The sequence below is a fragment of the Actinoplanes sp. ATCC 53533 genome (assembly GCF_003947245.1).
Genome location: NZ_QHHV01000066.1, coordinates 47,131 through 59,876, shown reverse-complemented (window position 1 = coordinate 59,876; position 12,746 = coordinate 47,131). Strand labels below are relative to the sequence as shown.

The 12,746-nt window shown below is 70.5% G+C and carries 14 protein-coding genes; 8 read left to right on the top strand and 6 right to left on the bottom strand.

Translation table 11 applies throughout. The features are described from left to right. Positions 1 to 151: 151 nt before the first annotated feature. The 5 genes from DMB66_RS22775 to DMB66_RS63940 all read left to right on the top strand — a co-directional run bounded on the left by DMB66_RS22775 (position 152) and on the right by DMB66_RS63940 (position 3,976). Positions 152 to 760: a TetR/AcrR family transcriptional regulator gene (locus DMB66_RS22775; RefSeq protein ID WP_125806144.1), complete on the top strand. Its 609-nt coding sequence runs from the start codon at positions 152 to 154 to the stop codon at positions 758 to 760. A 116-nt stretch (positions 761 to 876) separates the two neighbouring features. Continuing rightward, positions 877 to 1,224 (top strand): Atu4866 domain-containing protein, encoded by a 348-nt coding sequence (locus tag DMB66_RS22770; protein WP_125806143.1) that lies wholly within the window; start codon positions 877 to 879, stop codon positions 1,222 to 1,224. 60 nt (positions 1,225 to 1,284) lie between these two features. After that, positions 1,285 to 1,854 carry a hypothetical protein gene (locus tag DMB66_RS22765; protein WP_125806142.1) on the top strand — a complete coding sequence of 190 codons (570 nt, stop codon included), beginning with the start codon at positions 1,285 to 1,287 and terminating at the stop codon, positions 1,852 to 1,854. A gap of 17 nt (positions 1,855 to 1,871) precedes the next feature. After that, the gene (gene ygiD, locus DMB66_RS22760) at positions 1,872 to 2,726 is read left to right on the top strand and encodes a 4,5-DOPA dioxygenase extradiol (protein WP_125806141.1); all 855 of its coding nucleotides are present in this window, start codon (positions 1,872 to 1,874) and stop codon (positions 2,724 to 2,726) included. 815 nt (positions 2,727 to 3,541) lie between these two features. Continuing rightward, positions 3,542 to 3,976 carry a transposase family protein gene (locus DMB66_RS63940; RefSeq protein WP_233624779.1) on the top strand — a complete coding sequence of 145 codons (435 nt, stop codon included), beginning with the start codon at positions 3,542 to 3,544 and terminating at the stop codon, positions 3,974 to 3,976. 257 nt (positions 3,977 to 4,233) lie between these two features. Here DMB66_RS63940 and DMB66_RS22750 read toward each other — a convergent pair whose 3' ends face one another. Together DMB66_RS22750 and DMB66_RS22745 are read right to left on the bottom strand one after the other, a co-directional pair. Then, on the bottom strand, positions 4,234 to 4,752 hold the full coding sequence (locus DMB66_RS22750) for a GNAT family N-acetyltransferase (protein WP_199752575.1): 519 nt from the start codon (positions 4,750 to 4,752) through the stop codon (positions 4,234 to 4,236). Positions 4,753 to 4,798: 46 nt separating this feature from the next. Continuing rightward, entirely contained in the window at positions 4,799 to 6,358 is a 1,560-nt protein-coding gene (locus DMB66_RS22745; RefSeq protein ID WP_233624778.1) for a diguanylate cyclase, read from the bottom strand. 153 nt (positions 6,359 to 6,511) lie between these two features. Between DMB66_RS22745 and DMB66_RS22740 the strand changes: the two genes are divergently transcribed. Next, on the top strand, positions 6,512 to 7,438 hold the full coding sequence (locus DMB66_RS22740; RefSeq protein ID WP_125806140.1) for a DUF1996 domain-containing protein: 927 nt from the start codon (positions 6,512 to 6,514) through the stop codon (positions 7,436 to 7,438). Here DMB66_RS22740 and DMB66_RS22735 read toward each other — a convergent pair. Next, on the bottom strand, positions 7,432 to 8,199 hold the full coding sequence (locus DMB66_RS22735) for a hypothetical protein (protein ID WP_125806139.1): 768 nt from the start codon (positions 8,197 to 8,199) through the stop codon (positions 7,432 to 7,434). The two genes, DMB66_RS22740 and DMB66_RS22735, sit on opposite strands and share 7 nt — an antisense overlap. A gap of 202 nt (positions 8,200 to 8,401) precedes the next feature. Between DMB66_RS22735 and DMB66_RS22730 the strand changes: the two genes are divergently transcribed. Next, positions 8,402 to 8,953: a sigma-70 family RNA polymerase sigma factor gene (locus DMB66_RS22730; protein ID WP_125806138.1), complete on the top strand. Its 552-nt coding sequence runs from the start codon at positions 8,402 to 8,404 to the stop codon at positions 8,951 to 8,953. Then, the gene (locus DMB66_RS22725) at positions 8,950 to 9,651 is read left to right on the top strand and encodes an anti-sigma factor (RefSeq protein WP_233624776.1); all 702 of its coding nucleotides are present in this window, start codon (positions 8,950 to 8,952) and stop codon (positions 9,649 to 9,651) included. The genes DMB66_RS22730 and DMB66_RS22725 overlap by 4 nt, the downstream gene beginning before the upstream one ends. A gap of 114 nt (positions 9,652 to 9,765) precedes the next feature. Here DMB66_RS22725 and DMB66_RS22720 read toward each other — a convergent pair whose 3' ends face one another. The 3 genes from DMB66_RS22720 to DMB66_RS22710 form a co-directional block, all read right to left on the bottom strand. Then, positions 9,766 to 10,182 (bottom strand): rhodanese-like domain-containing protein, encoded by a 417-nt coding sequence (locus tag DMB66_RS22720; RefSeq protein WP_199752574.1) that lies wholly within the window; start codon positions 10,180 to 10,182, stop codon positions 9,766 to 9,768. Then, the gene (locus DMB66_RS22715) at positions 10,179 to 10,652 is read right to left on the bottom strand and encodes a cysteine dioxygenase family protein (protein ID WP_125806136.1); all 474 of its coding nucleotides are present in this window, start codon (positions 10,650 to 10,652) and stop codon (positions 10,179 to 10,181) included. The genes DMB66_RS22720 and DMB66_RS22715 overlap by 4 nt, the downstream gene beginning before the upstream one ends. 289 nt (positions 10,653 to 10,941) lie before the next feature. Then, positions 10,942 to 12,681 (bottom strand): serine/threonine-protein kinase, encoded by a 1,740-nt coding sequence (locus DMB66_RS22710; RefSeq protein WP_125806135.1) that lies wholly within the window; start codon positions 12,679 to 12,681, stop codon positions 10,942 to 10,944. Positions 12,682 to 12,746 lie beyond the last annotated feature (65 nt).

Below are 12,746 nucleotides of genomic sequence, written 5' to 3'. Positions count from 1 at the left end.
CGGTCCGCTGGGGATGGGGGACCTTGATGACTTGCGCGGGAACACACTAAACATTGTGCATCGATGGAACGGCGTCGTATCGACGTTAGAGCCGAAATTAGCCGAACGAGCGCCGGAACGCAACCGTTGCGTCCTGGCGTATAGTGCACCCGTGGTTACAGCGAAACGTGCACCCGCCGGAGCGGCGGTGCTCCGCGGCGACATCACCGCGGCCATCCGTAACGCGGTCATGAACGAGCTGGCCGAGGTCGGCTACGGCCGGCTATCCATCGAGGCGGTGGCGCGCCGCGCCGGCGTCGGCAAAACCGCGATCTATCGCCGGTGGAGCAACAAGCTGGAGATGGTCCTCGAGATCGTCTCCGCAATCGCGGAGCGTAGCGTGCCTATGCCCGACACCGGAAGCTTCGCGGGTGATCTGCAACTGCTCATGTTCATCGTGAGCAAGGCGCTGCAGCATCGGATCGCGTCGCAGATCATCCCCGACCTGATGGCCGAGGCGGCGCGCAACCCGAAGATCGCCGAGACCCTGCAGCGCGCGCTGCGCACCCATCAGCAGGCCGTCGGCGAAAAGATCGTCGGTCAGGCCGTCACCCGCGGCGAGCTGCCCGCCGACACCAACCCCGACCTCGCGGTCGACCTGATGCTGGGGCCGCTGTACTGGCGGCTCGCGGTCTCGCGCACCCCGATCGACGACGACTACCTGGAATACCTCAGCACGGCCGTCCTGGGCGCGCTGCGGGCGAGTGGGTCGACCGCCTGAAACCGGCGGCGGTGATCCCGGACACGTTCCCGGACATGATCATGCGCTGAAGCGCTCAAGCGGGCCGGGGGTGGTGCCGAAGTTAGGGGCCCACCCCGACGCCCCCGGAGCGCCAGATGCGAACCCACCGCGTAGACGCGACGATCTTCGGCGCGACATCACTGCTCGCCCTCGCGCTCGGCGGCGTCGCCCCCGAGCGGCTCACCGTGGCCGGGCCGGTCGCCCCCGGCGAGCCGGACCCGCTGGTCGGGCTCTGGCTCAGCGCGGACCACACGGTACGGCTGGAACTGGCGGCGGACTGGTCGTACCAGAGCCGCGTGGCAGGCCGGCAGCGTGTCGCGCGGGGCACCTACCGGCCCGAGGGCAACGGCCTGGTGCTGCGGGACGAGACGGGCCTGCGTACGCCGGTCGCGGTCGCCGAGGACGGGCTGGAGATGGCCGGGCACCAACTTTTCCGGGTCTGACCCCTCCGTACGCTTCCGTCCACCGCTAAGCCAACGCCGATCGGGGCCGAACCGGGGTGCATGCGGCTCCGAAAGCTCCTGCTCCCGCTGCTCGCCCTGCCGATCGCCGTCGGCGGCTGCGGCGTGCTCGGGCTCGGCTCGCCGGCGGCCACCCCCGGCGCGGCGGCGAGCGCCACTCCGATCGCGGGCGACAGCTGGCTCGTCGTGGCCAGCGGAAGTGCCACGCCCAGCCCGGTGCCGTCGGTCGCCGGCTCGCGGTCGCCGATCCTCCCGCCGGTGTCCTTCCCGCCGGTCGCCCCCGACTGCGCCGAGGACTGGACGGTCAGCCCGCTGCTGATCCCGCTCGAGGTCGTGCCGGGGGTCGGCAAGCTGACCGTGACCTGGCCGCGGCAGTACAACTCCACCTACCGGATCACCGCGGTGAAGCAGCCGCTGATCGGGGGCAGGCAGCCCGACTACACCTGGCAGCAGGTGGCCGCCGGCACCGGCTGCACGGTCACCGCCACGATCAGCGGGCTCAAGAAGGGCGTGCCGTACATCGTGTGGCTGGACGCACCGGACACCGGGCACGAGCGGGACGGCACGCGGCACCCGTACAGCGGGCGTTCGGGGGTCGTCTATCCGTTGTGAAGGTTTAAAGTGCAACCATGACCACGATGCCGGCCGCGTTCATCGGCCACGGCAACCCCATGAACGCGCTCGAGACCAACCGATACACCCAGGCGTGGCGGTCCTTCGGCGCCGCCGTGCCGAGACCGCGGGCGATCCTGGTGGTGTCCGCGCACTGGTACATCAACGCGACCGCAGTCACCGCGATGCCCCGGCCCCGCACGATCCATGATTTCTTCGGTTTCCCGCAGCAACTCTTCGACGTCGACTACCCGGCGCCGGGCCTGCCCGGGCTGGCCGAGGAGATCAGCGACATCGTCAAGCCGACCTGGGTCGGCGCCGACATCGACTCCTGGGGCATCGACCACGGCACCTGGTCGGTGCTGGTGCACGCGTTCCCGGACGCGGACATCCCGGTCACCCAGTTGTCCATCAACGCGGACAAGGGCTTCGACTACCACCTGGAACTGGGCGCCAAGCTGGCCCCGCTGCGCGAGGACGGCGTGCTGATCCTCGGCAGCGGCAACGTGGTGCACAACCTCGGCGGGGCGAACCGCGCCATGCCGGACGCGGGCTACGACTGGGCCCAGCGCTTCGACTCCGACGCCAAGGAGACGATGCTGGACGACCCGCTCAACGCGGCTCGCCTGGACGCTCACCGCGACTTCCGGCACGCGGTGCCGACCCCGGACCACTTCCTACCGCTGCTCTACCTGGCGGGACTGGCGGGCACGAGCAAGGAAGGCGCGGACGTGCTGGTCGACGGGTATGCCTACGGCAGCCTGTCGATGACGGCGTACACGCTCGGCATGCCGGCGGCGACCCCGTCGACGGACGCCACGGCCGCGGCCGCGATCCCAGCCGGCCTGCCCGCGGACGGCGTCAACATCTAACCGGCCGTCGCGACTTCTGGGTGCCGCGACTTCTGGGTGCCGCGACTTCTGGGTGCCGCGACTTCGGTGCCGCGACTTCGGGGCCGCGACTTCGGGGCCGCGAGGAGATCTCGTAGCCATAGCCCGGCGCTAGATCGAGGCCCGCCTCGATCTCCCCGTAGGGGTACTTCTGTGGTTTTCAGCCGATTTGCGCTGGCCCCAGGCGATCCGAAGGGGGTCATTGATTCTTACTTTGCTCTGCTTCCCTATCGGAAACGCCGCCCATCGGAAACACTCGCGGCCGATGCCCGCCATCAACCGACAAGCGGAACCCGGACATCCCACCCGGAGGGCCATTCAAAGTCCGTCGACACTCATGGATGTCACGTTGGGTGAGGTTCGAGGGGTGGCCCGCGACTTGGGTGACTGTCCGGAGTGGGCGCGGCGGGTGGGATCCTATAGATCATCTTTGTGAGGAAGTTGATCGAGGGCCAGCCGCTGCGCTGCGAAAGTATGGCAGGACTCCTGACTGGTCGGCTCGCCGACCTGATCGGCAGGATCCGCGAGATCGTCGGCGAACAGTGGGAGAAGCCGCCGATCGGACGTCCGCACGTGTTAGTTACCCCTGCCCGCGGCGGTCATCGCGGTGTTGTTCGGGCTCCGGCACAACTTGCCCGACGAGGTCCTCGATCACTCGCTGTCGCGAGATTCTCCAGCCAATCCCGCGGTGGCTCACCCGACCCGAGGTCGATCAGGGTCTCGGACAGGCCGGCCGCGAGGGTGTGCTGGTCGACGGGTTCGTCGCCCCGGTCGGCGAACGCGAGAACTACCACGGCATGTTCTCCGGCGAGAAACACCTGTCAGGGCAGAACGTCCAGGTCGTCGCCGATCTCGACGGCCGGGTCGCAGACGTGGGCGAGCCCGTCGACGGCGCTCGCTACGACGTGGCGGCGTTCTTCATCTCCGGCATCGCGCAACGCTGGGCAGATCACCTCACTCCCGGCGGACCAGGCATGATCGGCGACGGCTGCTACCAGGGCACCGGCCCGATCGCCCCACCCAAGAAGCCTCCCGGCGGAGAGTTGACCACCAAGCAGAAGGCCTACAGCGTCAACCGACTCCGCGCCGCCGTTGAACGCGTGATCAGTCACTTGAAGAACTGGAAGATCCTCAAGACCGGCTACCACCGGATCATGACCGACTTCCCCGACGTGTTACGCACCGTCAGCGCCCTGGAGATCTTCAGAACCGCCGCACCAGGTTTTGAATGACCTTCCCGGTGTTTCCGATGGGGAAGCAGAGCAAAGGTACGTCAGACGAGTCGAGGCCCTCGGCCACACCGTCACCCTCAGCCCAACCGCCGCATAACCCGAAAGCCTCAACAACCCGGCTCCACCCGCCCGTCAACCACGCTGTTTCCGGTCAGGTGCCCCGGACCCCTTCGGCTGCCGTGGCGCTGAGTAGTGGCATGGGTGGTCGCTGTGCGGTGATTGGTGGCGGGTCGGTGCTGGGTGGCCATGGCGAAATGTTAGGCGTCGGTCTCGTAGATGATCTCCAGGCCGTCCTCGTCGTCCCATTGCTCGCCGACCTTGGTGAAGCCGTACTGGGCGACCAGGCCGTAGGAAGCGGCGTTGTCCGGGCTGATCGTCACCCGTACCGTGCGCACCAGGGGGTCGGCCGCGGCTCGGGCCAGTAGCGCCTCGAACGCGGCGCGGGCATAACCTCGGCGCCGGTAGGCGGGATCGACGGCGTAGCCGATCTCGACGAGGCCGGCGGCGTCCGGCTTGGCGTGGAAACCGGCCCGGCCCACGGAAACCCGCTGCTCTTCGTCCCAGATGATCCCGGTGACCCAGTCGGCGTCGGCGGGATCCTGCTCGACCTGGGCCCGGCGGCGCTCCCAAACGCCACTGTTATCCGGCCCGGCCAGGTAGCCGGAGAGCGGAACCGGACTGGCGGCCTCCGCGGCGGCAAGGTCGCCTGCGGCAAGCGCGGCGAAAGTGGGAACGGTGAGGTGCACGATCCGAACCTGCGGTGTCTGCTGTTCCACGAAGAAAGCTTGACACTGCCTCGAACCCGGCAAGATTCCGCGCCGGTCAGGCGGCGGTGGTGTTGCGGCCGCTCCATTTGGCCGCGTACAGGCGGTCGTCGGCGGCGCGGAACAGCGCCTCGCCGGTCATGCCCGGGGACCAGGTCGCCACGCCCACGCTTACCGTCAGGCGCGCCTCCGGGAGGATCGTCGCGGCTGCTACCGCGGTGCGGATGCGTTCTGCCACCTCGCGGCCCGCCGTGCCGTCGCCCTGGAGGAAGACCACGAACTCGTCGCCCGCGTACCGGACTGCTTCGTCGCCGGTGCGGCAGTGGGCCCGCAGGATCGTCGCCACCTCGCGCAGGGCGCGGTCGCCCGCGCTGTGCGAGTATGCGTCGTTCACTGCCTTGAAGTGGTCCAGGTCGATGAGGAGCACGGTCAGCGGGCGGCTGCCCGCCGCCCGATCCACCTCCTCGATCAGCAGGTCGAACCTGCGCCTGTTGCCGAGCCCGGTCAGCGGGTCGAGGAGGACCTCGCGTTCCGCGCGGGCCCTGGCCGCCTCGGCCTGCTCGCGCTGGCCCGCCTGGCGCAGCATCGCCAGCCGCTGCAGCCGGAGCCGCCACAGCTCGCGCATCTGCCCCTCGATTGTTTCGAACAGGTCGCGGCTCGACTGGCCGCCGTCGAGCTCCAGCGCGGTCAGGGCCAGTTCGAAGCGGATGATCGGTCGCTCGTCGGGGCGGGAGCCGTGTTCGCTCAGTTCGCGGGCCGCGATGAACTCGCGGCGGGCCTCGTGCGGGAACCCGTGGGCGCGCAGGCTGATCCCCAGCGCCAGGTGCGCCATCCGGGCGTACTGGTAGGTCCGGCCGCTGCGCAGCGGCATGATCGCCTCGCGGGCGAGCTTTTCGGCGACCGTCGTCTCGCCGAGTTTCGCCAGGGCCAGGGCGTGCACGGCCGTCGTGTGCATGTCCGGCCGGGTGTCCAGGCGGTGCCGGGTTATCTCGGCGCTGCGGCGCAGCCGGCTGCGCGCCTCCTCGGCCCGGCCCACGTGGGCCAGCCGCATCCCCCAGTAGAGCAGGGTCACCGCGTGCACCAGGTCGAACGACGTCGAGCGGTTCGGGGCGTCGGAGGCGCAAAGCCGGTCGTAGGCGGCGGCCGCCGTCTCGTACATCTCCGCGGCGGTGGCGGCCTCGGCGAACGAGCACATGGCCGAGCGGTGCCGGTCGGTGCCGGGCGGGCCCACGTTCAGCAGGACGCCGGCCCGGGCCAGGTTTTGCATGCAGTCGACGTAGTGGCCGCGCAGCAGGTACAGCTGGGCCAGGTCGCAGCGGGTCTTGGCCTCGCTGAGCAGGGAACCGGCGGTGCGCAGCAGCTCCTCGCCCAGCGCCGTGCCCTCGACGAGCCGGCCCATCGTGAGCAGGGCGTACATCTTTCCCTGGATGAGGAGCCGGGCCGTCTTGTCGTCGCGGACCGTGCGGGCGATCATCAGGTACGCGTCGGCGGCCGTGACCGCCTCGTAGGCCTGTCCGTCGTTCGCCATCCTGTGCACGTGGATGGCCAGCAGGTGCAGCGGTCCGTACGCGGTGACCGGGACCGGCAGCCGCCGGTCGCCCGAGATCCAGTCCGCCATCTGCCCAGTATCAGCTGTTCTGTTCGGGAGTAAATCCACCGTACCGATACGCCTTGGTCTGGGTTCCGACTACTTCCCGAAGTGGATCACCGAGGCGACTGTTGTCCAGTTTGCAACACTGGGAGTCGCCGCTGGTGTGCGTAAGGTGACGTTATGGCGTACGCCGCGAGGGGCCGGCGCCGGGCCGCCGCGTGGGCCCTGGCGATCGAGCTGCTGCTCGCCGGGGTCGCCATCGCCGCCGGCATGCTGCGCCGGCCCGGTCTGGGCGCCGACTATGTGGACATCGACCAGGTCGCCGCCGTTTCGGAGGACGCGGGCCCGGGCTCGTACACCTGGGACTGTGGGCGCAACGCCGACGGCCACCGCAACACCGGCAACGTCGTCGTGACCCCGGGCCGGACCGGCCCCGTGCACCATCTGCACGACTATCTCGGGAATCTCTCCGTCGAGATCAGCAGCACCGTGCCGAGCCTCGTCGGGGGCGGCACCACCTGCGCCAACGGGGACGAGTCGACCTATTACTGGCCGGTGCTGCGGACGGTCGGCCCCGATGACGGTCCGCACGGCGGTGCGGTGCAGGTGGCGGCCTCGGTCAGCTTCGCTTTCCTCGGCAACGCGCGGGGGCCGGTGGTGGAGATGCCGCGGTTGCTGCGGGGTGCGGCCGGGGACGCGTACGCCGTGACGAACGGCGGTGCTCGGGCCGCCGCGGTCTGGAGTTGTTCCGGCAGTCCGGAGCGCCGGGCCCTGCGGTACGTGGTCTGTCCCCGCGGTGAGCAGGTGCTCCGGGTCTTCGACTTCCCCAGTTGCTGGGACGGCCGGCGGGTCGACAGTGACGACCATCGCCGGCATCTCGTCTTTCCCGCACCCGGCGGTGGCTGTCCGATCTCGACCTTCGCGGTTCCCCGGCTGCGGATCGTGGCCGCCTACGACATCGCGCCGGGCACCCGGTACCGGATCGACTCGTTCGACGCGCAGCGGCACAGCCCGCTCACCGATCACGCGTTGTTCGTCAATCTGATGCCGAATGCCCTGATGCGCGAGGTCGTACGGTGCCTGAACGCCGGCCGGGACTGTCAGTAGCCGGGGTCGACGGGAGCGTCGTCACCGGCGTCGCCGCCGGAGTTGTCGGTGCCACCCGTGCCGCCGGCGGATTCGGGCAGCTTGCCGGTCTTGCCGCCCTTCGGGTCGACCGCGAACCAGGTGCCCTTGACGCCCTGGCCCAGGATGTCGCCCGGCTTGGCGTCCTTGGCGAAGTAGTACACCGGCCAGCCGTTGATGGTGACCTGGCAGGTGCCGTCGGCGCGCTCGACGTACCCGAGGATCTTGGGGTCGATGCCCTTCGGGAAGATCTTGCCGGGCGACTTGATCAACAGCGGCGGCCAGGCCTTGGCGCAGTCGCCGTTGCAGGTCGCCTTCGGCGGCTTGGCCGAGTCCTCGTCGAAGCGGTAGAGCGTGCGGCCGGCGCCGTCGGTGACGTAGGTGCCGATGACGGCGTTCTCGGCGGTGTTGAGCTCGACGGTCTTGCTGCCCGACCGGATGCTCTTCGGCGGGGTGATGTCCTCGTCGGAGGCGCCGCTGAAGATCTTGACCCACTTCTGGGTCTTCGCGACGGTGGGCTCGGGAATGGGCTCGGACTGCGCGTCCGGGGTCTCCTCGCCGGCCAGTTCGGGCTGCTCCGGCGGCGTGGTCGGTTCGGGCGGCACCGTCGGCGCGGCGGGCGTCTCCCCCTCCGCGGCGACGTATCTGACCTGCGTGGGGTTGGTGCCCGGCCGCGCACAGGCGGCGAGGCTGAGCGCGCTGGTCAGGGCGAGACCGGCTACGACGATGTGGCTGCGCTTCATGATTCCCCCTGTGGGTGAGCCGTACGCCATCCACACGGCACCGGGCCGGATCCGGTTCAGCCGAAAATTGCTCTGAACCGATGCGTGCACGTGGTACGTGTGAGGGGAGTCAGACCAACGAAACGGGGGTCGAGGGTGGCCGGACAAGCGCTCCGTCCGGTCAGCCTCGGCGTGGTAAATCGCCGTATCCGGGGGGATATAGATGCCGGGGTTGAGGCTCCAACGTCGCCGGGAGGTGGCCGATGAAGCATTGGTCAGATCCCTGTTCTCGGAACACGGGGCGGCGATGCTCGCTTATGCGACACAGCTGACCCGGGACCGGGTCGCCGCCGAGGACGTGGTCCAGGAGGCGCTGGTACGGGCCTGGCGACATCCGGACAGCCTGGTCAACGGCAAGGGCTCGGTCCGCGGCTGGCTACTCACCGTGGTCCGCAACATCGTCACCGACCAGATCCGGGCCCGCAACGCCCGCGCACCCGAGGTGCGCGAGTCGCCGGTCGAGGTCGCGGTCTCGGACGACCATGCGGAGCAGGTGGTCAACTCGGTCGTGGTGGTGGACGCGCTCAGCCGGCTCTCCACCGAGCACCGCGAGGTGCTGGAGCAGGTCTACCTGCTGGGCAGCACGGTCGCGGAGGCGGCCAAGGCGTTGGGCATCCCGCCCGGGACGGTCAAGTCGCGCTCTTTCTACGCCCTACGGGCATTACGCGAGCTCCGGTCGCTGAGCGCAGCCGGAACGGAACGGTCTGCCTCATGAATACGAATCACGTGGACCTCGCCGGCTATCTGACGAAGTCGCTGGACGCGGAGCAGGTACGCCTGGTCGAGGAGCATCTCGCCGGCTGCGCCGAATGCCGGGGCGAGGTGGAATCACTCCAGGAGTGGACGATGGCGCTCGAGGCTGTGCCCGAGGCGATGCTGTTGGACGGGCCGCCCGAGGGCGGAGACCTGTTGCTGCAGCGCACGCTGCGGCAGATCCGGGACGAGTCTGCCGGGAGGCGGCATCGGCGCACCGCGCTGGTGAGTGCCGCCGCGGCCGTGGTCGTCGCCGCCGCCATCGCGTCCGGGGTGGTGGTAGGCCGCGGCACGGCGGTGCCGGAGCCGCCGCGGGCGCTGCCCACTTCGGTGGTGGAGCCGACGACCATCCCCGGCACGAAGACCGCCACCGCGGTCGACGCCAGCACCGGCGCGCGGATCACCGTCGCGGTGGCCCCGGCGCCGGGCTGGGTGCGGATCAAGGCAGCCGTCGCCGAGATCCCGGAGGGCGAGCGGTGCCTGCTCGAGGTGGTCGCCAAGAACGGCACGGTAGTGCTCGCGGGCAGCTGGGTCGTCTCGGAGAAGGGCGCGGGCGAGGGCACGACCCTGGACGGCAGCGCGCTGGTCGCGCCGGCCGATGTCGCCTCGGTCCGGGTCGTGACGGAGACGGGCAAGCGGTACGTGAGCGTCGCGGTCTGAATTGAGGGCGAGCCGGGGTGGCCGTGGGGGCCACTCCGGCTCGCTGTGGTGGTACCCGGGGTCGACGACGAGGAGACCGGCTCGGCGGCCGCCGCGGCCACAAAGGTCGTCTGATTAGTGGAGCGTCGGCAGGCCGGCCGCCTGCCAGGCTTTGAAGCCGCCGTCGAGATCCGTCGCCCGCAGCAGGCCGAGATCCTGCAGGGCCGCCGCGGCCAGGCTGCTGGTGTAGCCCTCCTGGCAGGTCACGATCACCTCGAGGTCGTACCGGGCGAAGGACAGCCGGGCTTCGCTGCGGGGGTCGAGCCGCCACTCCAGCACGTTGCGCTCGATGACGATCGCGCCGGGGATCTCGCCGTGCTCGGCGCGCTGCGCGGCCGGGCGGATGTCCACCAGTACGGCGCCGCGGCCGACGGCGCGGTAGGTCTCGTGCGGGCCGAGCCGGGAGAGCCGGGCCCGGGCGCCCGCCAGTAACTCGTCGATGCTCCGGGCGCCCTCGGGCGGCGCGGTGGTGAGGGACGGCGTGGCGCTCACCACTGCGCTCCCGCCCGCTGGACGGTGACGACGGCCAGGCCCGCGGCGCCGATCCGGTAGCGGGTCATGGTGGTCAGCGCCGGGCCGTACGCGTGGATGCTGATCGCGGGCCGGTTGGAGCGGTTGGTGATCCGGTGGATGTGCCGGGTGCCGAACCGGCGGCCGGCGCCCTCGCCCAGCTCGCGGGCGGTGATCCGGGGCGCGCCGTCCGGGCCGGTGGCGACCGTGTCCTCGGTGAGGGCGCCGGAGTAGACGTAGAACGCGCCGGCCGAGCCGCCGTGGTCGTGCAGGTCGGTGCCCTGCCCGGGCAGCCAGGTCAGCAGCCACACTTCATGGTCCGGCTCCTGGGCCAACCGGTGGTACCACCGGTCGACCGCGTTGAAACGGGGCGCGACGGGCCAGGAGTTCGGGTCGGCGGCGTACCGGGTGGCGGTGGCGAGATGGTCGAGGCGGATGTCGACGACGGTCACGGGAGCTCCTCGCTTTGCATATATTGCCTATCAGTTCTATAGGTTTACCGCCACAGTACGGCCGGGAGTGGGCGACGCGCGGAAAGAAACCTGAAAATCGGCACTCAGGCCGGGGTGGCACCCGATGGGGCGCGGAACGTGCTGGTCAGCGCGGACAGCGCGCGCTGGCGCAGCGCGCCAGGTCGATCACCCGGCGGGCCGTGAGGGGGATGCCCTGCCGCTGCATCGAACCATCGTCGTCGGCCGCCAGGGCCGAAATCAAACCTGTACCACCATGCGGGAACGATGATCAGGAGAGGCTGGCGAGGACCAGCTGCAAGTACGGCTCGGTGCCGGTCCAATCCTGTTCGGGGGTCGTCCACTCCACCAGGTACGCGCGCTCGTCGCCGATCGGAAACAGGAGCCGGCGCTCGTGCCGGCGGGCCGGTTCGCCCTCGGGCTGCCAGGTGAACTCCCAGACCGCGCCGTCCTGCTTGCCGGGCAGTGCACCCACCGTCACCCGCTGGTAGCCCGGCAGCTTCCCGGCGGTCAGGGCGTTCTGCTCCTGACCCCGCCAGTAGGGAAGCGCGGAGCCGGCCAGCCGGGCCGAGGCGTCCACCCGGAACGAGCGGCTGCCTCCCGGGTCGCGGAAACACGCGGCGGTGCCATCCTGCGACCGGGCCCAGCCCTGGGGGACCGCGACGTCGAAACCGGTGGGGTCGGAGTGCCACAGCCAGCCGGCGGGGACCGCGTACCCCCGGCTCTCGGTCTTTCCGGTGACAGCCTGGCCGCCCGCGGCACAGGCGGCGACCGGCCCGGCGCTCGCGACCGTCGTCGGGGCGAGGGCTGCGGGGGTGGCGCCGGTCCGGTGATTGACGGCCAGGGCGGTGCCGGTGGAGCCGGCCAGCAGGATGGCCGCGGCGATGAGGGCGATCTTCGTGCCGCGGGCGATGCCTCTGCGGACGGGCCCGGCGTCGTCCAGCCGGCCGAGGATCATGGACATGCTCAAAGCCGACGTGCGTGACACGGCCGTACCCGGCGCGGCCGGGCCCGGCATGGGCACTTCTGGCGCGGCGGGTGCTGGCGTGGGTCTTGCTGGTGCGAGCGTGCTCGGCGTCGCCGTGCCCACTGTGGATCTTCCCGGGGTGAACGTTCCTGGCGCCGATGTGTGCGGTGCGGGTGAACCGGCCGGCGTCGGAGTGCGTCGCCGCCCGGCTCGCATCGGGAAGATGCCGACCGCGTGGTCTGCCACCCATCGCAGCCGGGACTGCGCGTCCTCGGCGGTCATCCGGTGAGCCGGGTCCTTGATCAGCAGCCCGTCGATGATCGGCGTGAGGGGGCCGGGGAACCGGGCGGGATCGGGCGGCTCGGTCATCATCACGGTCAGCGAGCCGATGATGGTCGGCCGCTGGAACGGCGCCTGGCCCTCGACCGCGGCGTAGAGCGTGGCTCCCAGTGACCACAGGTCGGCGGCCTCGCCGGCGTCGTCGCCGCCGAGGCGCTCGGGCGCGACGAAGTAGGGCGAGGCCATCAGGGGCTCCGAGCCGTGTTCCGTACCTTTGATTTTGGCCAGGCCGAAGTCGGTGAGCACCACCCGGCCGTCCGTGGCGAGCAGCACGTTGTGTGGCTTCACGTCGCGGTGCAGCACCCCGGCCCGGTGCGCGGCCCGGAGGGCGGCCAGCACGCCGAGGCCGATCCGGGCGGCTTCGCGGTGTGACAGCGGGCCGTCCTCGCGCACGACGGCGTCCAGCGAGCGGGATTCGACGTATTCCATGATGATCCACGAGCGGTCGGGGCTCCGCACCACGTCGTAGATGCCGACCACGCCGGGGTGGTCCAGCCGGGCCGCCGCCCGGGCCTCGCGGATGGTGGTGAGCTGCGCGTCGAGCAGCCGGGCCGAGCCGACGCCGGCCGGCGTACCGATCTCCTTGACGGCGACCCGGCGGCGCAGCAGTTCGTCGTCGGCGAGCCAGACGCGGCCCATGCCGCCGGCGCCGATGATCTCCAGGAGCCGGTACCGGCCGCCGACCAGATCCTGTTCAACATTCATGGCTGTGGTTCGGCGCAGTGCGCCTCGCGGATGGCCGAGACCGTTTTGTAGCCGTTGCTACGTTG